Origin of the sequence: Acinetobacter lwoffii, from assembly GCF_024129595.1 — a bacterium.
GTDB lineage: Bacteria > Pseudomonadota > Gammaproteobacteria > Pseudomonadales > Moraxellaceae > Acinetobacter > Acinetobacter lwoffii_O.
This window is the reverse complement of sequence record NZ_JAMXXS010000001.1, coordinates 134,653-157,002: the sequence shown is the minus strand read 5'-3', so window position 1 is coordinate 157,002 and position 22,350 is coordinate 134,653. Positions and strand designations below refer to the sequence as shown.

Annotated in this window: 15 protein-coding genes and 2 tRNA genes; 5 read left to right on the top strand and 12 right to left on the bottom strand. The window is 43.5% G+C overall.

The features are described from left to right. Position 1 precedes the first annotated feature (1 nt). Entirely contained in the window at positions 2-1,237 is a 1,236-nt protein-coding gene (locus NI466_RS00795; protein ID WP_253172412.1) for a multifunctional CCA addition/repair protein, read from the top strand. Between the two features lie 83 nt (positions 1,238-1,320). Here NI466_RS00795 and epmA read toward each other — a convergent pair whose 3' ends face one another. The 5 genes from epmA to greB all read right to left on the bottom strand — a co-directional run bounded on the left by epmA (position 1,321) and on the right by greB (position 4,574). Continuing rightward, positions 1,321-2,295 (bottom strand): EF-P lysine aminoacylase EpmA, encoded by a 975-nt coding sequence (gene epmA, locus NI466_RS00790; RefSeq protein ID WP_253172410.1) that lies wholly within the window; start codon positions 2,293-2,295, stop codon positions 1,321-1,323. Beyond that, on the bottom strand, positions 2,292-3,359 hold the full coding sequence (locus NI466_RS00785) for a 4-phosphoerythronate dehydrogenase (protein ID WP_253172408.1): 1,068 nt from the start codon (positions 3,357-3,359) through the stop codon (positions 2,292-2,294). Before NI466_RS00785 ends, epmA begins: the two co-directional genes overlap by 4 nt. 180 nt (positions 3,360-3,539) lie before the next feature. Further along, positions 3,540-3,629, bottom strand: a tRNA-Ser gene (locus tag NI466_RS00780). 272 nt (positions 3,630-3,901) lie between these two features. Continuing rightward, a tRNA-Ser gene (locus tag NI466_RS00775) sits at positions 3,902-3,991 on the bottom strand. Between the two features lie 88 nt (positions 3,992-4,079). Further along, positions 4,080-4,574, bottom strand: coding sequence for a transcription elongation factor GreB (gene greB, locus NI466_RS00770; protein WP_005103930.1), 495 nt, complete (start codon positions 4,572-4,574; stop codon positions 4,080-4,082). A gap of 362 nt (positions 4,575-4,936) precedes the next feature. On the opposite strand from greB, the gene NI466_RS00765 reads away from it, so the two are divergent. Continuing rightward, the gene (locus tag NI466_RS00765; RefSeq protein WP_004280534.1) at positions 4,937-6,052 is read left to right on the top strand and encodes an MltF family protein; all 1,116 of its coding nucleotides are present in this window, start codon (positions 4,937-4,939) and stop codon (positions 6,050-6,052) included. A 93-nt stretch (positions 6,053-6,145) separates the two neighbouring features. Here NI466_RS00765 and NI466_RS00760 read toward each other — a convergent pair whose 3' ends face one another. Both NI466_RS00760 and ttcA read right to left on the bottom strand, forming a co-directional pair. Next, entirely contained in the window at positions 6,146-6,532 is a 387-nt protein-coding gene (locus tag NI466_RS00760) for an SCP2 sterol-binding domain-containing protein (RefSeq protein WP_004280536.1), read from the bottom strand. A 206-nt stretch (positions 6,533-6,738) separates the two neighbouring features. Further along, positions 6,739-7,665: a tRNA 2-thiocytidine(32) synthetase TtcA gene (ttcA, locus tag NI466_RS00755; protein WP_253172406.1), complete on the bottom strand. Its 927-nt coding sequence runs from the start codon at positions 7,663-7,665 to the stop codon at positions 6,739-6,741. A 499-nt stretch (positions 7,666-8,164) separates the two neighbouring features. Here ttcA and NI466_RS00750 point away from each other — a divergent pair, with 499 nt between their 5' ends. Further along, positions 8,165-9,037: a lytic transglycosylase domain-containing protein gene (locus tag NI466_RS00750; RefSeq protein ID WP_253172405.1), complete on the top strand. Its 873-nt coding sequence runs from the start codon at positions 8,165-8,167 to the stop codon at positions 9,035-9,037. A 176-nt stretch (positions 9,038-9,213) separates the two neighbouring features. Beyond that, entirely contained in the window at positions 9,214-10,119 is a 906-nt protein-coding gene (gene htpX / locus NI466_RS00745; protein ID WP_004280540.1) for a protease HtpX, read from the top strand. Positions 10,120-10,201: 82 nt separating this feature from the next. Here htpX and NI466_RS00740 read toward each other — a convergent pair whose 3' ends face one another. The 5 genes from NI466_RS00740 to NI466_RS00720 all read right to left on the bottom strand — a co-directional run bounded on the left by NI466_RS00740 (position 10,202) and on the right by NI466_RS00720 (position 20,616). After that, on the bottom strand, positions 10,202-10,783 hold the full coding sequence (locus NI466_RS00740; protein ID WP_253172403.1) for a DUF4112 domain-containing protein: 582 nt from the start codon (positions 10,781-10,783) through the stop codon (positions 10,202-10,204). A 74-nt stretch (positions 10,784-10,857) separates the two neighbouring features. Continuing rightward, positions 10,858-12,198, bottom strand: a complete 1,341-nt coding sequence (gene mgtE / locus NI466_RS00735; protein WP_253172401.1) for a magnesium transporter — start codon at positions 12,196-12,198, stop codon at positions 10,858-10,860. Positions 12,199-12,360: 162 nt separating this feature from the next. Next, positions 12,361-15,489: an efflux RND transporter permease subunit gene (locus NI466_RS00730; protein WP_253172399.1), complete on the bottom strand. Its 3,129-nt coding sequence runs from the start codon at positions 15,487-15,489 to the stop codon at positions 12,361-12,363. Positions 15,490-15,661: 172 nt separating this feature from the next. Next, the gene (locus tag NI466_RS00725) at positions 15,662-18,757 is read right to left on the bottom strand and encodes a multidrug efflux RND transporter permease subunit (protein WP_253172397.1); all 3,096 of its coding nucleotides are present in this window, start codon (positions 18,755-18,757) and stop codon (positions 15,662-15,664) included. 257 nt (positions 18,758-19,014) lie between these two features. Further along, the gene (locus NI466_RS00720; protein ID WP_004280550.1) at positions 19,015-20,616 is read right to left on the bottom strand and encodes an isocitrate lyase; all 1,602 of its coding nucleotides are present in this window, start codon (positions 20,614-20,616) and stop codon (positions 19,015-19,017) included. Between the two features lie 662 nt (positions 20,617-21,278). Here NI466_RS00720 and NI466_RS00715 point away from each other — a divergent pair. Continuing rightward, a complete protein-coding gene (locus NI466_RS00715; RefSeq protein WP_004280551.1) occupies positions 21,279-22,268 on the top strand; it encodes a LysR family transcriptional regulator in 990 nt (329 codons plus the stop codon). Positions 22,269-22,350: the final 82 nt, after the last annotated feature.

Sequence of the window (22,350 nt, the reverse complement as noted above, 5' to 3'; positions counted from 1 at the left end):
CATGCAAGTTTATTTAGTAGGCGGCGCAGTTCGAGATCATTTGCTCGGACACCCCTATCACGAAAAAGATTATGTGGTCGTTGGTGCAACTCCCGCGCAAATGCTTGACTTAGGCTATCAGCCCGTAGGCAAAGATTTCCCTGTTTTTCTACATCCCCAAACAAAAGAAGAATATGCACTGGCGCGTACCGAACGTAAATCTGGTTCTGGTTATCATGGTTTTGAGTTTCATACCGATGTCAGCGTTACCCTGGAGCAGGATCTGATTCGTCGCGATCTGACCATTAATGCCATGGCCATGGATGATGCCGGCCAGGTTTATGATCCTTATGGTGGTCAACAGGATCTGGAAAACCGGATTCTACGTCATGTTTCCGATGCCTTTATCGAAGATCCATTGCGCGTACTGCGAATAGCCCGTTTTGCTGCCCGTTATACGAGTGCAGGCTTTGTGATTGCCAATGAAACCTTGGCATTAATGCAGCGCTTGACTGAAACCGGTGAATTAAATGCATTGACACCGGAACGCGTCTGGAAAGAGACTTCCCGTGCTTTATCCGAACGTCATGCTGATGTGTATTTTGAAGTATTACGTCAATGTGGTGCTTTAAAGGTGCTATTCCCTGAGATTGACGCCTTATATGGCATTCCACAGCGCCCTGAATATCATCCGGAAATTGACTGTGGCATTCATACCATGATGTCCTTGCAGCAGGCGTGTCGTCAAAATTATAGTCTGGATGTACGTTTTGCCGTTTTAGTGCATGACTTAGGAAAAGCTTTGACGCCGGTTGACGAATTACCGCGACATATCATGCATGAAGAACGTGGCATCAAGCCAGTAAATGAACTGTGTGATCGCTTAAAAGTACCGACGTATACCAAGCAACTGGCTTTGGCTGTGTGTAAAGAGCATCTAAAATGCCATCAGGCCTTTAATCTTAAGCCGGGAACCTTATGGCGATTATTGCAACGTCTGGATGTGTTACGTCGCCCTGAACGTGTCGAAGCTTTCGTCCAGGCGTGTGAATGTGATTCACGTGGCCGTCTAGGTCTGGAAGATCGTGCTTATCCACAAGCACAATATGTCCTCGATGCCATGCAAACCGTACGCGCCATCAAGGCACAAGACCTGCCTGCCGATATTCAGGGTCCGGATATTGGTGAAATGCTGATTGAACGACGGATTCAGGCACTCGGTGAACTCAAAGCACAACAAACCGTAGCGATTGAATAATAAAAAAGCACCCTCGGGTGCTTTTTTAATAGCTTAATTTCTCTTTATCACAAAAGGAATTAAGAAATATTGGATCAGTACCATCAGGAAATATCTGCCGGAAAAGTAATCACTTGCTCCAGTTTCATTTGATTGGTTGCAATCATCAACAAACGGTCAATTCCAAGGGCAATTCCAGAACATTCCGGCATATTCGGTAAAGCTGCCAATAGATATTTATCGATCGGCATGACATGCAAGCCCAGCTTGGCCCGTTCTGCATTATCCCCCTCAAAGCGCGAACGCAATACGTCGGCATCAATCAGCTCATCATAGGCATTGGCCAATTCTAAACCTTCGATATACAATTCAAAACGTGCGGCGACCAGTTCACCATCTTCATCGATTCGGGTTTTCGCCAGAGAGGCCATTTCAGGGGGGAAATCGGTCAGGAATACTGCGGTATCAAACCCCAGACTCGGTTCAACCATATGTGAAAATAATAGGTCGATATAGCCAAGACGGTCATTTCCCAGATCCAGATTAAGACCAACGCGACGGCAGCAATCTTTCAATTCTTGTAAAGTGGCTTGAAGTGGATTGAGATCCAGACGATCCATGAAAGCATGTTTATAGCTTAGAATGGTCGGACGGATTTCGCCAAAACGTGCTTTCAAAGTCACATTCAGCAAATCCGATACTTCAAACATCAGATCTTTTAAGCTAAATCCCGGGCGATACCATTCCAGCATGGTGAATTCGCTATTGTGCTTGCGTCCATGCTCATCATTGCGGAAGACCTTACAGATTTGGTAAATGGGTCCACTACCACTGGCCAATAAGCGCTTCATAGCAAATTCGGGTGAGGTCTGCAAATAATGCGTATTCAGTTTACCCAGCACATGGCGCTGTGCCTGTACCGAGGCTAAATGCACATCGGTCACACCGGCTTGAGACAAAATCGGTGTTTCCACCTCTAATACATCCCGCTCAGCGAAAAATTGACGGATTTGACGATATAAGGTCGCCCGTGCACGCATGGCTTGAAGGTCACAAGTGGGTTGATACGTCATCGTCATGCCTTCGGCCCACCATGTGCTGCCCACTCACGACGCAGCGGATAGGTTTTACGTAAATGATCAAATGCCTGCTGATCGATTTTGCCTTCTTTGAGACAGGCACGTAGATTGGCATCATCACGAGCAATGTCATAAATTTGGGATAAATGCTGTTGCAATGCCATTTTTAAATCCTGCCCCTGAAAAAACTGCTCACAGATAGGCAGCTGGGATTCAAACTGTTTATTGGCTGCAAAACCGAAAGTTTGACAAAAAGCTTCGTAAATCATCTGGGTACCACGTGCCTTGCCTTCCAGGCTATAGCCGGCAATATGCGGAGTCACCAAAGTCACCAGATCCAGAAGTTCTGCTGAAATCAGCGGTTCGTGTTCAAAAACATCCAAAATCACGGTGCGATGTGTCGCCTGTATATCCTGGATCAGCGCGGCCTCTTCAATAACAGGCCCACGTGCTGAATTAATCAGGATTGCGTCAGGCTGCATTTGTGCCAATGCAGCAGCATTGAATAAATGATAAGTCGGATATGCGCCTGTTGTAGTTAAAGGGACATGAATCGAAATTGCATCCGCCTGCTGTAATAATTCATGAAATTCAACTTGATCAACCTGCTCTCTTTTCACCAAAGGATCATAGCCAATCACGCGCCAGCCCAAGAGCTTCGCCATGTAGACCAATCGGATTCCAACATTACCCAAACCGACAATACCCAAGGTAAATGTCGCATTGGCATCGAATAATTCAGGACGCACCTGCAATAACGCGGTAATCACATATTCAGCCACTGCTTGCGCATTACAGCCGGCTGCATTACTCCATTGAATCCCATGCTGTTCTAATGCAGCAATATCCAAATGATCTGTGCCAATGGTGGCACTACCCACAAATTTAATCGAACTATTCTGTAGCAGTACTTCATTGACCTGAGTCACTGAACGTACCAACAGGCTATCGGCATCTTTGACATCATCTGCGCTTAAGGTTCGCCCTGCACGATGTTGAATATCACCAAATTCGGAAAAGAAATAATCGGTAAATGCCAGATTTTCATCTGCGACAATTTTCATAATGAGATCCATATGATGCTTGGGCGTATGATAGCGCGTTGACGCCTCTGACTCTATATTTGGCCGATACGTCCATTTTTCAAGATTTTATGAATTAAGTTCAGGACTAAAGAATTTAATATTCAAGATCTGCAGCCTAAAAAGAAAAACCCCAATCTTTCGACTGGGGTTTTAAAAATTTGGCGGAAGCGGTGAGATTCGAACTCACGGAGGACTCACACCCTCGTCGGTTTTCAAGACCGGTGCATTAAACCGCTCTGCCACGCTTCCTTGGCCGCCATCATATAAATAAATCAGATTTTTGGCAATAAAATTTAGCGAAACTTCTATAAAAAGCGGTTTATTCAGCTAAAAATCATCCGAAATCAAAGCCAACCTGGGCATTTTCATTCAAAGATTTGAATCTTGAAATGATCTTGAGTTGAATTTAACTCAATAGCGAATGATGAGAGAAATAACTACATTCAGCCTCAAGTGGATCAACAACCGAAAAATATTGAGACATAAAAAAACCCAGTCAAATTGACTGGGTTTTTAAAATTTGGCGGAAGCGGTGAGATTCGAACTCACGGAGGACTCACACCCTCGTCGGTTTTCAAGACCGGTGCATTAAACCGCTCTGCCACGCTTCCATGGCCGACATGATATAAACAAAAATCACGCTTGGCAAATATTTTTATGCTTTCACTGCATCAACTGCACAAAATAAAATCAATTATATTAATCTGCTGAATTTTCTGGCTTTTCATAACGAATTGAATTGATGAACCAAAGTTTCTTGCCGGAGGGAGTCAATACCTCGGCCTCATCATCGACCTGCTTGCCTAATAACGCGCGTGCCATCGGTGAACTGATCGAAATATGCTGCGGATGATGATCATAAATTTCATCTACACCGACAATACGTAAAGTTTTTTGTTCCCCTTCTTCGTTTTCAATTTCTACCCAGGCACCAAAATAAACTTTTCCTTCCTGCTCCGGGGAAAAATCGATGATTTTCAGTTCTTCGAGGCGCTTGCCGAGATACCTGACCCGTCGATCAATTTTACGCAAAATTTGCTTGTTATATTGGTAGTCTGCGTTTTCAGAACGGTCGCCGAGACTGGCTGCCCAGTTCACTTTTTTGGTAATTTCAGGACGTTCTTCATGCCAGAGATTCTTAAGTTCTGCCACCAATTTATCGTGTCCAGCACGGGTGATTAAGTTGGATTTCATACGTCTTGCTGATCATATTTTCAGTGTTTTAACTTACAAACAGCTTATTTTATTTACCATTTTAACACAATGGAAAAATTCTAAAAAAATTAACTTTATATTTCAATACCTTAAAATTATTTTTAAAAATAATTTGTGTACAAAATTTGACAATCGTTTTTCAGATCATTAATATGCCAGCAACTTCCGGAAATGCTTACTTTTTAATCTATGTAGTTTTTCTACATAATTATCTTTAAATCTCTTGTCATTTTGAATGACGTCATGACTGCCCAACCCTTATTGAATTTATCAAACTGTTAAAATTTCTGGCTTTGTTGGCTGTGATTTTTAGGGCATAAATTACTTGTAGCGGAGACAACATGCACAGTAGTTCATCCACTGGGTCGAGGCTTTGCCTAAGATCTGTAATTTCTTCTCTCCCTTTGAAAGCACTTGTACTGAGCACTGCATTTATTCCCCTACACAGTATCAATGCAAGTAAGACCACACTTCAGTTTGATCATGTGGTCAATAGCAATAAGTTGACCGTGGTTGCGGTTGAAAATCCGACTACCGTATTCCAGGATGGACAACATCTACATGGCTTCGGTTATGATCTGGTTCGTAACTATGCCAACAATCTGAATGTAAAGCTCGATTTTAAAATCGTTCCTGATAATCAGACTGCCCTACAATGGGTTGCTCAGGGTAAAGCCAATCTGGCTATGACGACTACCGATATACGCACCATTGAAAATAAGCGTTTGACGTCATTCTCAGCCACTTGTGGCGATGAATCGATTCTGTCGAGTAATGGCTTGAATACCAATTTAAATCTGGTGTTTAAATCTGCTACAGATCCTTTGAGCCAGACGGCCAGTGCTTTTGTCTGCAAAGGCAAACAAAGTGGTGCCATCAAGCAGCTTGCTTCATTTTATAATCAGAATGTCGTGAAAGAGGAATCTTGGACCACCATTCAACGTGATTTGAACAACCGTCTGCCGATCTATGAAGCGAGTTTTAAACAGACAGCGCAGCAGTATGACCTGGATTGGCATTTACTGGCGGCCATTGGTTATCAGGAATCTTATCTGAAACCGAATTCAGTTTCTCCGACGGGTGTGCGTGGTTTGATGATGCTGACCAACAGTACAGCAAAAGCCATGGGCGTGAGTAACCGTACCGATCCTGCTCAAAGCATTCAGGGTGGTGCCAAGTATTATGATCAAATGCTTAGTCGCTATGATCATATTCCTTTTCCAGATCGGAACTGGTTTGCACTGGTAGCTTATAATATGGGCCCAGGTGCAGTGAATCAGTTGCAAAAGCGCATTCAGTCGCAAGGCAAGAACCCGAATAACTGGGTGAACTTATATGCCTATCTGGATCAGAATAAAGCCAATAATGGTCGCTACCGTCAAGCGGTACAATATGTGACCCGCATTCGTGCTTATTTGGAACATATCAAGACCACACCACAATTGGTGAATATCTAAGCTAAAACCTTAGCATTAATCAAAATGACATAAAAAAAGCTTACCTCAGGGTAAGCTTTTTTCGTCTTTATTCAGGCTAATGTCTTAGTAGAATTAAGCCGTGGTATTTTCAAGTACTTTCTTGAACAAATCTTTTTGTTCCTGACTTGGTTTTGCAGTCTGAAGTGCCATCAATTGTGACATATCACCCTGTACTTTGATTTTACCTGTCATGAAGGCCTGCATCGCAGCCGCCATATCAAACTCCAGGAAAACTTTACGTAGAGTTTCGCCATCCATATTCAGCGTGGTTTTGGCATTTGAAGACAAACCTTTCTTGATTGCCCCACCATCTAAAGATAGTTCAGTATTACCTGTAGTGTCCGCTACAACCAAATTAATCGCAAGGTTCGCCAAAGCTGGTGGCAAATTCAAATCGCCAGCTTGCGCAGTTAGAGTTTCTACAGTTGAAAACCAATCATCAGTTAAAAAAGCAGGCATGATCTTTCCTCAAATTATTTGTTCATTTGTGTCGACTATCCAGACGACATCATGTTGAAGCTATTATGCTTGTGCTTTGTTATATCATGATCATTAGCGCAAAGGCTAACGAATTTTGTACGCGCCGTTCAATTTTTGTAGTTCTATTTTTATTTATGTTTATAAGCAGACATCAACCCGCAGGCTGATGTCTACACGTTCTAAAATTAGTCTGCAGCAAAGCCCAGATTGACCATATTGATCCGGCGGTTCTCGCCTTCCACCGCTTCTTCAGTTGAATCACCGCCTTTGAAGTCGAATTCACGCTGGCTGTCCAGCACTTCAAAATCAAATAATTCACGATCGACCAGCTGCGATGGCGAAACATTTTGCAATGCGCCAAAAATGCTGTGCAGACGTTTTGGATGTGCTTTATCCCAATCACGTAACATGTCATTGATAATTGCGCGCTGCAGGTTGTCCTGAGAGCCACATAAATTACATGGAATAATTGGAAATTGACGCATTTCTGCATATTTGATGATGTCTTTTTCTTCCACATAGGCCAGTGGGCGAATCAGAATATTCTTTTTATCTGAAGACAACAGTTTTGGTGGCATCGCCTTCAAGCTGCCGCCATGGAACAGGTTCAGGAAGAAAGTCGCCAAGATATCATCACGATGATGGCCTAAAGCAACTTTGGTCGCGCCAATTTCCTGTGCAAAACCGTACAAAGAACCACGACGCAAACGCGAACAGACTGCACAGTAGGTTTTGCCTTCTGGCGTCAGTTTTTTGGTAATGCTGTAGGTGTCTTTTTCCAGAATGTAATACGGAATGTTATTTTGTTCTAAATAACGCGGTAATACATCTTCAGGGAAGCCGGGCTGTTTCTGGTCCAGGTTCACAGCCACTACATCGAAATTGATGGGTGCGATGCGCTTGAACTGTAGCAGGATATCCAACAGGGTATAACTGTCTTTACCACCAGAAATACACACCATGACCTTATCGCCTTCTTCAATCATCTTGAAGTCACGAATGGCATGTCCGACCTGGCGGCGAAGCTTCTTCAACAAACGGTAGTAGGCTGAGCTTGTTGGCAGTTCAGGTTTGAAATTAAATCCTTGTTCGGACTCAACTGGCGAGTACATAGACGAGATTAACCCATAAAAAAAATACCGCGCAATTTTAGCCGATTCGGACCGCTATCGCATCAAAAGAATTTATTTTAATGAAAATGTCTTATTAGTTTCATTTTCATGTTTTATTTAGATTGATATATGGAACGATTGCGTTCATTTTTTAGTCAAGATGCTTATCTTTTGGACTTTTCCACAGTTGTCCACAAAAGCTGTGGATAACTTTGTGGATTGAAACAGACTTGACAACTTGTCCGGCTCAAAAGATAAGGCTTTTCTTTAAATTGATCATTTTTTGATCAATTTAATTATTTATAAAAATCAACTAGTTAACCCTGTCAAGCCTAAGGTTTTAAATTAAATCATATTTTTTTTTCTACTGCTAAAATGTAAAAAATGACTTGCATTTACAAACTCGTTTATAAATGCAGCGCACAAGTCTTTTCATTCCGTAATTTTTTGTTAAACTCTTTATTAAATTTTTCTCGCTTGTGTTTACTTAATATAAACAATGAAAATAAATGTGCATGTTTTGGGGCGTTATGGAATCAGTGGTTTGCTATTGGCAAGTTGTTGTCATTTTACTTATGCTGGTCAAACGATCTACCAGTTACGCGACAGTAATGGCAGTACGTTATTGACCAATAAGAAAAGTCGCTATAATCACTTGCAGGTAGAAAAGAAAACCTATTATCCAGACAGCAATATTCACAGTTATAGCAACTGGGGCTCGAGTGAAGCCTCGGTATTGCCTAGCTATAGTAGAAATAAAAATGCCTATGACTCGATCATCCGTCAGGCAGCACAAACCTATGGTGTATCTGAAGGCTTGATTAAAGCTGTGATGCATACCGAATCCGGTTTTAATGTACAGGCACGCTCTCCAGTCGGTGCACAGGGCTTAATGCAACTCATGCCGGCGACTGCCCGTCGTTTTAATGTCAGCAATGCTTATGACCCGCAGCAGAATATTATGGCAGGTGCCAAATATCTGGCCTGGTTATTAAAACGCTTTAATGGCAATACCACCTTGGCACTGGCAGGCTATAATGCTGGTGAAGGTAATGTCGCTAAATATAAGGGCGTACCACCGTTTCGTGAAACTCAGGACTATGTCCGTCGTGTCAGCAGCCGTTATCAGAACCTATATGCTCAAGGTCTAGGTAATCATAGTGCTGCCTATACAGCATCTTCTGATACTGGCCGTGTGATTGCCAGTTCTGACAATTATTCGATTGAAACCACCACAGCTTCCAATATTCAGGCTGCCAAGTATCAGCGTCAGATCATTGCTCAAGCGGATGGCAGTTTCACCGATGCACCGGCAGGCTCTTATGCCACCGCCAATGCGTCAGCATCTGCAAAAATATATTTGAGTGAATAATTCCTAAACAGCTTTGTTTTTAAAGACCTATGTTTTTATTTGTACAAAAAATATCCTGTGTTTTTTGTAGCCAAATGCTATTTTTTCCTTGAATTCTTCTCGATTTCACCGCATATTGATTTCAATGATTTACATTTAATAATCAGATTATTTTTCTGTAATAAGAGGATTTCTCAATGATGCGGATTGGTTTGTTCTTGCTAACCAACCTCGCGGTACTGGTTGTAGCTGGCATTATCTTGTCACTCTTCGGTGTCGGTAGTTACCATGGCGCAGGTGGCTTGAATCTAGGCAACCTGTTGGTCATCTGTTTTGTGTTCGGTATGGTCGGCTCAATGATTTCCCTGTTCATGTCTAAATGGATGGCGAAAAAGACCACGGGTACTGAACTGATTGACCCGAATGCACCTCGTAACCAAGCTGAAGCCTGGTTGCTCCAAGAAGTTGCACAACTTTCTCAGCGTGCAGGCATTAAAATGCCGGAAGTGGGTATTTTCCCTTCTTACCAGTCGAATGCCTTTGCCACTGGCTGGAACAAAAACGATGCTCTCGTTGCGGTATCAACCGGCTTGCTTGAGCGTATGAACAAAGACGAACTTCGGGCAGTATTGGCGCATGAGATTGGTCACGTCGCCAATGGCGACATGGTCACTCTGGCACTGATCCAAGGTGTTGTGAACGCCTTCGTGATGTTCTTCGCACGTGTCGCGGGTGATTTTATTGACCGCAATGTCTTTGGTCGTGAAGAAGGTGAAGCACCGGGTATTGCCTATTTCGTGATTACCATTGTGCTGGATATCGTGTTCGGTATTCTTGCGTCGTCGATTGTGATGTGGTTCTCTCGTCACCGTGAATACCGTGCTGATGAAGCAGGTGCACGTTTGGCAGGTAAACAAGCCATGATTTCAGCATTACTGCGCTTACAGGCAGAATCTGAAATGCCGGATGCCATGCCGAAAGAAATGAAAGCATTTGCGATTTCTGCGGGTAAAGAAGAAGGCTTTAGCCTTGCTGCATTGTTCCAGACGCACCCAAGCATCGAACAGCGTGTCGCTGCATTGCAACAACTTGATTGTGCTTAAGTAAAACTTTAGTTTTGATTCAAGAAAAGCCTGCAATTGCAGGCTTTTTTTTATTGGATTTAATTATTCTTTAGCTAACCTATCATTGGCTGAACCATTGATACAGCGCCATAGCTCCCCACCCGATCGCGAAGACAAACAGGATTAGGAATATAGTGCCCAAAATATCCGGGATATGAATCCAGATCCAAGCCACGACACGATTCCGCCAGAAAGCAGATTGCTGCTGTTTACGTTCCAGACTTTCATGCAGAAATGGATGTACCACATGCCGGTCGCTGCTAATCTGATATTCCTCACGGATATGCAGATACACGACATCCAGCGCCTTGCGACTCGGCCGGATAAAAATATCAAAAACGGTACCAGCCACAGGAATAAATCCAACCACTGCATCCATTACTGCCAGCTTCATGACCGGATTGAGTTTGGCACTCGGTACCCCGATCTGTTTGGCCTTATGAATGGCATAACAGGTCAGCACAAAACCGGCAATATCTCCAGCAACCGGAATCGTACTCAAAGCTGCGTCTGCCCCCACCCCTTGCTTGGTAAATGGAATACGTACCACGGAATCCATCATATTGGCGAACTTGGCCAGATCACGTTCCAGACGTATCACCTCTTGTTGGCTTAGTTTTGTTTTTTGTCCAGGCTCAGGCATAAGTTATTCCAGAAATAATGCTGATTTTCTTGAGCATAAAGTATTTTTTCTAGGCTGTTGTATCAATCTGTGAATTAAAACAATAATTTGGAAGCAACGAATAAATACAGAATCACACCGGTGGCATCGCAGATGGAAGTTACCAACGGCGCCGAGGCACTGGCAGGATCAAGTTTGAGTTTATTTAAAATAAAAGGCAGACTCATGCCAATCAGGCAGCCCATCAACACAATCCCGAGCATGCTGATGGCCAACACCACAGCTACCATGATATCTCCCCGAATATAACCCAGAATGGATACCGCAATCGCCATGGTGCCGCCCAAACAAAGCGCCACCAGAGATTCTCGACTGAGCAGGTTAAACCAGTCCTTAAATTCGACATCGCCTGTGGCCAGAGCACGCACCATCAAGGTGGCTGATTGCGAACCAGCATTCCCGCCACTGCCCACCAAAAGCGGTAAGAAAAATACCAGCACGATATGTGCGGCAATGATCTCTTCAAAGTGTGCAATCCCGATTCCAGAGAGCAGACTGCCAAAAACCAGAATGACCAGCCAAAAGACCCGCTTCTGATACAGGGTCAAAATCGGGGCAGTTTTAAGGCTCAATTCAGTCAACGGCGTTACTGCACCCGACTTTAAAATATCTTCCGTGGTTTCGGCTTCGACAATGTCCATAGCATCGTCATAGGTGACAATCCCTAAGAGTTTTTGCTGCGCATCAACCACAGGCAAGGCAATAAAATCATAGTAGGCCAAGGCTCGAGCTACAATTTCCTGATCATCTGTTACTTGTGCAGAAATCACTTCGCATTGCATCACTTCGGAAATGCTTAGCTCAGGTAAGGCCTGTATGATCTGCCTTAGGGAAATCACACCGATCAGCCGTTTTGCTACATCGACAATATAAATCAGATATAGGGTTTCCTGCCCGGCAGCCACCATACGTAAAGTCTGTATCGCTTCATCCATCCTTAAATCGGGTGAGAGCGTCACAAAACTTGAGCTCATCATGGCGCCCGCTGTACCTTCCGGATAAATGGCCAGATCTTTGAGTGTCTGCTGGGATTCTTCAGACAATGCGCCCATCAATTGCAGCTGTAGCGGCGGCGAAAACTGCTTATAAATATCGACAAAATCATCAGAAGGCATTGCATCCAGAATGGGAACAAGTTCTGAAATGGATAAGTGCTGTGCCACGTTTAACTGCTGCCCTAGGGGCATAAAAGCATAGACCAAGCTCGATTCACTCAGTTCCTTTAAAATTCGGGCCTGTTGCCGAGCATCTAAACGACTTAAAATGCGCGCCTGATCGGCGACATTCAGCTGACTGAGTAAGCCTACAGCGATGTCGTGATTTTCAGAATGTAATTGTCGTTGGATATGCTGGATTTTTTCTGAAATTGTCGGCATAAGCAGCTCATTATAAAAGTCTGGCATTCAAGAGATATTTGTCCTGATCCCTATATATCCTAATTTTTTCATGTGAATAAGTTTAATGATCATGCTGCAATATGACGATATTTTTTGTATTAATCAATTCCTCGATATTTAGCCAAAAAAAGCCTGACTGAGTCAGGCTTGTTCACTTTCTAAAGATGGATGCTCTATCACCACTGATTGAGAAACCGTTTTTTTAATCATCAGACTACGGATCAATACATACATAAAGGGAATAAACAGCAGTACCAGGACAGTAGCAAATAGCATCCCACCAAAAACACTACTGCCAATCTCCTGCCGGCTGATTGCACTGACGCCTGTGGCAAACATCAAAGGCAATACACCCGCTGCAAATGCAATGGAGGTCATGACAATAGGACGTAAGCGTAAGCCCGCAGCCATTATCGCGGCCTGAACCGGAGTATGACCTGCCCGCTCTGCTTGTGCAGCAAACTCTACAATCAAAATTGCATTTTTACAGGACAGACCGATAGTCGTCAGCAAGGCGATATGAAAGTAAATATCGTTTGCAAAACCGAACCAGGCACAGAACAGAATACTCCCTCCTACGCCCAGAGGAATCGCGGTCAACACCACAGCAGGAATCGTCCAGCTTTCATAAAGTGCCGTTAAACATAAGAAAATAAAGGCAATCGAAATTAGATACAAGAAAATAGCTTGCCCACTGCTACGTTTTTCTTCTAAGGCGGCTCCACTCCAGGCCAAATTTACTCCGTCTTGTTCATCGACTAAAGCTTCGACATCTTGCATGGTTTGACTCGAAAATTGATCTTTGGGAATACCTGCATACACAGGCACGGCGTTATAGCCCATATAACGGTTTATACTATTCGGTCCACCTTGCCAATTTAGCGTAGTGAATTGATTAAACGATAACATTTCGCCTGTGCTATTGCGGACATGCCAATGTGCCAAATCTTCAGGTTTAGAACGGAACTCCGCTTCGCCTTGCATGATGACCCGTTTGATTTGTCCACGATCAATAAAGTCATTGATATAGGTACCACTCCAAGCCGCAGCCAACGTACTGTTAAAACTTTGCTGAGGTACGGCATATTTGAGTAAACGTTCTATATCCAGTTTAATATTCAGCTCAGCACTATCTTTGGGTACATCAAGTTGTAAATATTCAATCGATGATTTTGCTTTGGCACGAGTTTCAATCTCAGAGAAGGATTGCTGTAAAAACTCGCTACCCCGAGAATCTAGATCTTGTAACCAGAAGTCGACCACACGTCCATTATTTGACATAGAAGGTGCCATAAAGAAAATCTGGGCATTGGCATGATTGGCAAAGTGCTTTTGTGCACGATCTACAATGGCAAAGACGGTATCTTTAGGATTTTTACGCGCTGTCCAGTCCTTTAATACGACAAAGAGCTGACCACGATAAGGCCCAACCCCAACATTGTTTCCGCTATACCAAATCCCAATGCTTTGGATGCGCTCAGATTCATGCTGCATTAAATAGTCTTGGACTTCACGCCCAACTTTTTCTATCTCAGAACGTGGTGCATTGCCCGGCATCACAATTTGACCCATGACAAAGCCCATATCTTCCGTTGGCATCAGCCCTTCGGGCAAGGTTTTATAAAGCCAGCCAAAGCCTAAAACACATATACTAAATACAGCCAACATCGTCATTTTAAACTGCATGCTACGTGCAGAAAGCTTTTGGTAACGCATGGTGAGCTTATCCATACCACGATTAAAACGCTTTGCCCATTTTGGTTGATGTGGTTGACGCTTTAGCAGTTGCGCTGCAAATGTAGGGGTGATGATAAGTGCCACCAATAAAGAAAGTAGCATTGCCACGACCAACGTGATGGAAAACTGACGATAGATGACTCCTGTCATACTGCCAAAAAATGCCATGGGAATAAATACAGCAGTTAAGACCAATGTAATCCCGATCAATGCACCGCTGATTTCCTTCATTGACTTTAAAGCTGCAGCCTGAGCATCCAAATGTTCTTCATGCATCAAACGTTCAATGTTTTCCACGACCACAATGGCATCATCGACCAACAGGCCAATCGCCAAAATCAGGGCAAACAAGGTAAAACTGTTTAAGCTCATTCCCAGTACATACAGCACCGCAAATGTGGCTAAAACTACAATCGGAATCGTGACTGCAGGAATAATAGTAGCGCGCCAGTTTTGCAGGAAGATAAACATCACCAAAACCACCAGTACCATCGCTTCGACCAAAGTTTTCGCGACTTGTTCAATTGAACTGGTAATGAATGGGGTTCTGTCCATGGTCATACGCAATTGATAATGTGCAGGCAAATTGGCTTGGGCATTTTTCAACACCGTTTGCATCTGCTCTGAAACCGCAATCGCATTACTCCGTGGCGCCAATTGAATCGATAATGCAGCGGATAAATGACCGTTGGTATAATTTAAATGGTTATAACTTTCTGCCCCCAACTCAACACGTGCGACATCTTTCAAGTACAGGACCGAACCTGAATCTGTTGTCTTCACAATAATTTTTTCAAATTCATCAATGCTACTTAAACGTGATCCCGCACTAACCTTGGCATTCATGTATTGATCTTGTACTGTTGGTAATCCACCAATAGAACCAGATACAAGAGGTGCATTTTGTGCCTCGACTGCATTGCGAATATCACTCGGCATCAGATTAAATTGGCGTAGTTTATGTGGATTGAGCCAAATGCGCATCGCATAGCCTGCGCCATAAAGCTCCACTTCACCCATTCCGTCAATACGGGAAAAACGCGGTTCGACATGCACCATTAAATAGTCAGCAAGCTCTATAGGTGTCGCTTTCCCTGATTCATCATATAAACTCAGTAATGCAAATTGATCATAACCTTGTTTATAAACAGCCACTCCATTTTGCTGGGTTTCTTCAGGCAATCGACTTAGCACACCATTGACTGCATTTTGCACTTGCAACAGTGCCTGATCGAGATCCACGCCTTGCTCAAACGACAGTGTCAGATTTGCACGTCCCACGCTACTGTTGGACTGAAAGCTTTCCAAACCTTCAATGCCTTTCACCGCTTGTTCTAAAATTTGCGTGACCGATTGCTCAACGGTTTCCGCAGATGCACCACGATACCCCGCAGAAACCCCTAACGCAGGTGCATCCATATTCGGCATATGCTCAATCGGAATTTTTTGCAGTGCAAAAATTCCTAATACCATCATGATAATGGCGATCACGGCTGCAAATTTAGGTCGATAAATAAAAAAGCGTGACAACATGAATAAAAATCCCCATCAGATGCATTCTCACGACGCATTCTTCTATGAATATATGATTTCTATAGCAATTTTCACACCATGCTGAAAACACAACCAGTCATTGGACGAGTTTTAGCGATAAAAAAATCCGCGTATAAACGGGGATTTTTCAGCTCTAGAGTTTTCCTTTGTTTTAAGCACGCGATTTTTTGATGATGAATTGGCGAATCAAAACATACATAAATGGAATAAAAATCAGCACCAGCACAGTTCCAAAAATAACACCACCAAATACACTCACGCCAATTTCCTGGCGACTTACCGCACCAGCACCTGTAGCAAAGACCAGCGGTAAAATCCCTGCGCCAAAGGCCAAAGAAGTCATCAAAATTGGACGTAGGCGCAAAGATGCACCTTCTAGTGCCGCTTCTACTACCGATTTGCCTTGTTGCTGCGCTAATGAAGCAAATTCTACAATCAGAATAGCATTCTTACAGGACAGACCGATGGTGGTCAGCAAGGCAATCTGGAAATAGATATCATTCGGGAAACCAGCCAGATAACTGAAAATAATATTGCCACCAATCCCCAGTGGAATTGTCGACATCACAGCAGTTGGAATGCTCCAGCTTTCATATAAAGCCGCCAGACAGAGAAAAATAAAGCCAATTGAAATCAGATACAGCCATATTGCCTGATTATTGGACTGTTTTTCCTCAAAGGAAAGACCGCTCCAAACTACATCGACTCCCTCCTGCTCGGCAATCAAAGCTTCTACATCCTGCATGGCCTGACCGGAACTGCTGTCTTTGGCCCGATCCGCTTCCATTTGCAATGCGGTATAACCCATGAAACGGTTGACCACTTCAGGGCCACCACTCCAGCCCACTTGCGAGAAGTTACTGAAAGGCACCATCTGATTTTGGTCATTTCGTACATGCCACTGTGCCAGATCTTCCGGCTTAGAGCGGAATTCAGCATCACCCTGCATAATCACCCGTTTAATCCGACCACGATCAATAAAGTCATTGATATAACTGCCGCCCCAAGCACTGGATAAAGTACTGTTGATTGCCGATTGGGTCAGGCCATTGGCCATGGCCTGTTTCTGGTCAATATTGACGCGTAGCTCTGCTTTGTCAGGATTAGAACGCTTGCCCAGATTTTCAAAGCTCGTATAGTTGCCTGTCCGAGCTTCCAGCGCTTTAAATTGTTGTTCCAGATATTGCCGGCCATTGCCATTGATGTCTCGAATCCAGAAATCCAGACCATCGGTTTGTCCCAAACCATTGACTGAAGCTGGCATGGACACATTAATTTGTGCATTGCGATTACTCTGGAAATGCTTCAAAGCCCGTTCACGAATCGCTTGTGCAGTATTGTCCTGACCGGAACGCTCATCCCAATGTTTTAATGCCACAAAACCGGTCGCCAAATTCTGACCAGTTCCAGAGAAATTTCGCCCATAACGGATCATCACCAGATTGACGTTGGCTTGTTCCTGATCCAGAAAATACTTACGAACTTCTTCACCGATCTGAATGGTATGTTTCATCGGGGCGCCTTCCTGCAATTTGATTTGCAAGCTTAAAATCCCCTGATCCTCACTTGGTAAAAAACTGGTTGGCAAAGCACGATAGAACAGCGCAAACACACCGATCAATCCGGCAAACAGCAGCAAACAGATCGCCTGACGCTGAATCGTGAGTTTAGACAAATTCAGATAACGATGTTTTAAATGCTCCAGTTTCTGGTTAAACCAGGACGCCCATTTTGCCGGTTTAGGATTCGGTTTTAGAATAAGCGCGCACAATGCTGGGCTTAGAATCAAGGCCACCATTAAGGACAGAGACATCGCCGCGACCAAGGTGATGGAGAACTGCCGGTAGATTACGCCAGTCGATCCACCAAAAAAAGCCATCGGAATAAAGACTGCGGTTAAGACCAACGTAATCCCGATCAATGCCCCACTAATTTCCTGCATGGATTCCAGGGCAGCGTCCTTGGCGGACAGTTGCTTTTCATGCATCAACCGTTCGACGTTTTCCACCACAACAATCGCATCATCCACCAACAGGCCGATCGCCAGAACCAGCGCAAATAAGGTTAAGGTGTTGATACTCATACCCAGTGCATACAGCACCGCCATCGTACCCAAAATCACCACTGGAACAGTCACGGTAGGAATCAAGGTGGCACGCCAGTTCTGCAAGAAAATGAACATCACAATGATGACCAAGATCACAGCTTCGATCAGGGTTTTGACCACCTCTTTAATTGATTCTTGTACAAAAGGCGTATTATCACGCGGGTAAGCAATTTTATAGCCTTCAGGCAATTGCTGGGAAATACGGGCAATTTCAGCTTTAATCAGATTAGAGGTGGCAATGGCATTGGCACCTGACGCCAGTGAAATACCCAGACCAGCCGATGGATAACCATTATTGGTACTATAAGATTGATAATTTTCAGCACCCAGTTCCACCCGCGCAATATCTTTCAAATAAATAAAGCTGCCGGCACGATCCGATTTGACAATAATATTCTGGAATTCTTCCACGGTTTTTAGCCGTGAACCTGAAGTAACTTTGGCATTCAGGTATTGCTCGTCTATGGCTGGAAGATCACCAATCGCACCTGCAGCGACCTGGGTATTCTGGGATTCTATTGCGGCACGCACATCACTTGGCATCAGGTTATATTGTTTTAATTTTGCCGGATTCAGCCAGATTCGCATCGCGTATTGTGAACCAAAAACATCAACCTCACCAATGCCTTCAATCCGGGAAATGTCCTGTTCCAGATGGGTCATCAGATAGTCGGAAAGTTCAATATTGTTGCTGCGCCCCGACTCATCATACAGGCTAATCACCATATGAGTATCGCCAAGCGATTTAAAGACATTAACACCTTGGCGTTGCACATCTTCCGGTAATCGGTTGAGCACGCCATTAATCGCATTTTGTACCTGCACCTGTGCGGTATCTGGGTCGGTGCCATTTTCAAAACTAATGCTGACCCGGCTGCGTCCTGAAGAATCACTACTGGAACTGAAATACAGCAGATGATCAATGCCTTTGATTTGCTGTTCCAGCACTTGAGTCACGCTTTCTTCCACAGTTTCCGCAGAAGCGCCGCTATAAGTTGCTGCCACCGTTATCCTTGGCGGGGCAATGTCCGGATAACGTTCCACTGGCAGGTTCATTACTGCGAACAGGCCGATTGCCATGACAACAATCGCCAGTACCCCAGCAAAGATCGGGCGGTGGATAAAAAATTTAGACAGCATAAGTCCGGGTCACTTTTAATTAAATAGGGGTAAATTGATGCAGAACATAAGTATGCTATATCGAAATATTCAGTGACATAGCACTAGAATGCAAGAATTAAACACATAAAAGCTGCGATAAAAACCAATCATGGAGAAATTATGGATAATCCCTTTTGAGCACGTTCTTGAGATTGCTCTTCCCTATTTATTAATAGCATTTTTCCAAACAAAAAACCCTGCAGATGCAGGGTTTTTTGGTGAATCAATTAAGCGGATTAAGCGCTGAACTGGTTCATTGTGTTTTTAGAATCATCACCAGCTTTCAATGCATTGTCACCAGCGAAGATTTCTTTGTGGTCATCACCGATGTCAGAACCAGCCATTGCTTGGTGTTTAACACATGCGATACCGCCGCGGATTTCTTTACGTTGTACGCCAGCAACATAAGCCAACATACCTTCAGTACCGAAGTAACCTTGAGCAAGCTCATGAGTAGAAAGCGCAGCTGTGTGGTAAGTCGGAAGTGTGATCAAGTGATGGAACACACCCGCTTCACGAGCAGCATCAGCTTGGAAGGTACGAACTTTTTCGTCAGCTTCAGCAGCCAGTTCAGTTGCATCGTACTCAGCGCTCATTAACTTAGCACGGTCGTAAGCAGAAACGTCTTTACCTTCAGCAACCCAACGGTCATATGCTTGTTGACGGAAGTTTAAAGTCCAGTTGAACGAAGGCGAGTTGTTATAAACAAGTTTCGCATTTGGAACTGTTTCACGTACACGGTTAACCATGTGAGCGATTTCAGCAACGTTTGGAGTCGCAGTTTCGATCCAAAGCAAGTCAGCACCATTTTGTAGGCTAGTTACACAGTCAAGTACAACGCGGTCGATTTGCGTGCCTTCACGGAACTGGTATAGACCAGAAGCAAGACGTTTAGGACGGTGAAGTTTACCATCACGCTTGATCAGGATTTCGTCTTCTTGAGCTTCTGAAATGTCGATTTCAGTTGTATCTAAGTAGCTGATGTATTGAGAAGCGATGTCGCCTGGCTCTTTAACCACTGGGATTTTTTGAGTCAAGTCAGCGCCTTCAGAGTCAGTACGTGCAACGATGATACCGTCGTCAAGACCCATTTCCAGGAATGCATAGCGAAGAGCGTGGATTTTCGCGATGAAGTCTTCGTGTGGAACTGTTACTTTACCAGCTTGGTGACCACATTGTTTCGCATCAGAAACCTGGTTTTCGATTTGTAGTGCACAAGCACCCGCTTCGATCATTTTCTTAGCAAGTAAGTAAGTCGCTTCTTCGTTACCGAAACCAGCGTCGATGTCCGCAATAATTGGCACAACGTGAGTTTGGAAGTTGTCGATTTGTGAAGTGATTTCAGCTGCTTTAGCAGTGTCGCCCGCTTCTTGTGCTTTTTTAAGTGCACGGAACAAGTCGTTTAATTCTTTCGCATCAGCTTGACGTAAGAAAGTGTAGATTTCTTCGATCAATGCAGGAACAGAAGTTTTTTCGTGCATAGATTGGTCAGGAAGTGGACCGAATTCTGAACGAAGCGCTGCAACCATCCAACCAGAAAGGTAGATGTAGCGACGTTCAGTTGTACCGAAGTATTTTTTGTTCGCAATCATTTTTTGTTGCGCGATGAAACCGTGCCAGCAACCTAGTGATTGAGTGTATTTGCTAGAGTCTGCATCATAAGCAGCCATATCACGACGCATAATTGCCGCTGTATATTTCGCAATGTCTAAACCAGTTTTGAAACGGTTTTGAAGTTGCATACGCGCAGCATCTTCAGGACTGATGTCTGCCCAAGTGTTACCGAATTTCGCTTTTAATTCGCGGATTGCATCAATCGCTGTTTGGTATGTAGTCATGATATATTCCTGTAATAATATTAGGATTTTTCTGCAACGAACCGCTCAAATCACACCCTCAATGACTTGTTCAGATTTTCGACGATCCGTTGGGATAGCTAAAGATTAGTGGGCTTATGAAAATTAATCCAATAGTCTGCAAGAATCTTCAGTATTTATTTAAAAAATGAGTAGATCAAAGTCTTAGTACAATCTCGATAAATTATATTAAGATACTGTTTCATATAAATTTATTTAAAAATAAAAATGGATAAAATTTCCGCATGTTGCTTAAAAATAATTCATTAGACTTAAGTCTGGATATGGGTTTTATGTCCTTTTATTTTTAAAAAATGCTGATCTTTGATGATTTATTCAACTCAAGGAATTCTTGATTTAGTTTACTTTTCACTCAAATCTTGAATGCAAGAATAGCTTTTATGATTTTCTTTTAAAGCGAAAAGAGGGCTTTCATCCCAATCTATAAAAAAGGCTAAATGATGGTCCATTTAACGTGCATCTTTTTTCTTATGTACACTGTAAATAATAGAGTCTAAGCCTGTGTTAATTCTGTAAACTTTATCAGTGAGCACATGGCTTTTTTTCATCGGCGCTTTACACAAGGCCCGGCAATTATGGCATAATCATCATAATTTCTTGTATTTATTCTCGGTATTTCTTTTATGAATCTGGAGCGGGTCGATCTCAATCTATTAATTTATCTTGATGTACTTCTTCGCGAAAAAAATGTCACACGTGCAGCAGAACAATTGGGTGTTACCCAACCTGCCATGAGTAACATTTTACGCCGATTACGCAATTTATTTAATGATCCCCTCCTGATCCGTTCTTCTGAAGGCATGACCCCAACCGAACGTGCCTTAGAATTACAACCACGTATTCGGGATGCACTGGCTGACTTGTCGATGATTCTGGAACCACGTACCGAGTTCCGTCCTTATACCTCAAATCGTGTGTTCCGGATCATGACCTCGGATTATGCAGAAGCCACGCTGGTTCCACGTCTGGTTAAAGCCCTACGTTCAGAAGCACCGAACGTGGTATTAGACTTCCTGACGCCAAGTGACGTGTCATATCGTGACATGGAACAAGGCAAGGTCGATCTGGCAATCAACCGTTTTAATGAAATCCCGCAAAGTTTTCATCAGGTTTTGGTCTGGCGTGACAGCTTTTCTTGCCTTTTAAATAACAAGCATCCTGCCGCAAGCAACTTAAACCTTAAAAGTTACCTGGATGCACAGCATATCTGGGTTTCCAAAACCGGTATGGGTGTTGGCTTCGGGGTAAATCCTGAAAAACAGGCCGGTTTAGGCTGGATCGATCAGGCTTTAGAACGTATTGGCCAGAAACGTAAAATCTCAGTCTTTACCCGTCACTATCAAATGCCGGGATTATTGGCTGCCAATGTCGATCTGGTCGCAACACTGCCTTCACGCATTGCACGTTTGCAAGCCAAGAATCACAATTTAATTCTCAAAGATCCGCCGTTTTATATTCCTGAATTTGAATTGAAAATGGCATGGTGTCCTTTATTGCATCATCATCCGGCGCATCGCTGGTTACGTCAGCTGATTTTATATGTCGCCCGCCAGATGATTGAAGAAGAAAACCGTGAATTCCTGAGCAATAATTCTCAATTTTCACATTATTAAACTCAAAATCTTCTAAATTCTTATTTTTTAAGATTATACTTCGAAGACTTGAGATGTCATTGTTACACCTCAAGTCTTTTTT

Bases quoted from the DNA above. Each gene is read 5' to 3' on its own strand.
- NI466_RS00795 (WP_253172412.1), top strand. From the start codon at position 2: ATGCAAGTTTATTTAGTAGGCGGCGCAGTTCGAGATCATTTGCTCGGA.
- epmA (WP_253172410.1), bottom strand. From the start codon at position 2,295: ATGACGATGACGTATCAACCCACTTGTGACCTTCAAGCCATGCGTGCA.
- NI466_RS00785 (WP_253172408.1), bottom strand. From the start codon at position 3,359: ATGAAAATTGTCGCAGATGAAAATCTGGCATTTACCGATTATTTCTTT.
- greB (WP_005103930.1), bottom strand. From the start codon at position 4,574: ATGAAATCCAACTTAATCACCCGTGCTGGACACGATAAATTGGTGGCA.
- NI466_RS00765 (WP_004280534.1), top strand. From the start codon at position 4,937: ATGCACAGTAGTTCATCCACTGGGTCGAGGCTTTGCCTAAGATCTGTA.
- NI466_RS00760 (WP_004280536.1), bottom strand. From the start codon at position 6,532: ATGCCTGCTTTTTTAACTGATGATTGGTTTTCAACTGTAGAAACTCTA.
- ttcA (WP_253172406.1), bottom strand. From the start codon at position 7,665: ATGTACTCGCCAGTTGAGTCCGAACAAGGATTTAATTTCAAACCTGAA.
- NI466_RS00750 (WP_253172405.1), top strand. From the start codon at position 8,165: ATGAAAATAAATGTGCATGTTTTGGGGCGTTATGGAATCAGTGGTTTG.
- htpX (WP_004280540.1), top strand. From the start codon at position 9,214: ATGATGCGGATTGGTTTGTTCTTGCTAACCAACCTCGCGGTACTGGTT.
- NI466_RS00740 (WP_253172403.1), bottom strand. From the start codon at position 10,783: ATGCCTGAGCCTGGACAAAAAACAAAACTAAGCCAACAAGAGGTGATA.
- mgtE (WP_253172401.1), bottom strand. From the start codon at position 12,198: ATGCCGACAATTTCAGAAAAAATCCAGCATATCCAACGACAATTACAT.
- NI466_RS00730 (WP_253172399.1), bottom strand. From the start codon at position 15,489: ATGTTGTCACGCTTTTTTATTTATCGACCTAAATTTGCAGCCGTGATC.
- NI466_RS00725 (WP_253172397.1), bottom strand. From the start codon at position 18,757: ATGCTGTCTAAATTTTTTATCCACCGCCCGATCTTTGCTGGGGTACTG.
- NI466_RS00720 (WP_004280550.1), bottom strand. From the start codon at position 20,616: ATGACTACATACCAAACAGCGATTGATGCAATCCGCGAATTAAAAGCG.
- NI466_RS00715 (WP_004280551.1), top strand. From the start codon at position 21,279: ATGAATCTGGAGCGGGTCGATCTCAATCTATTAATTTATCTTGATGTA.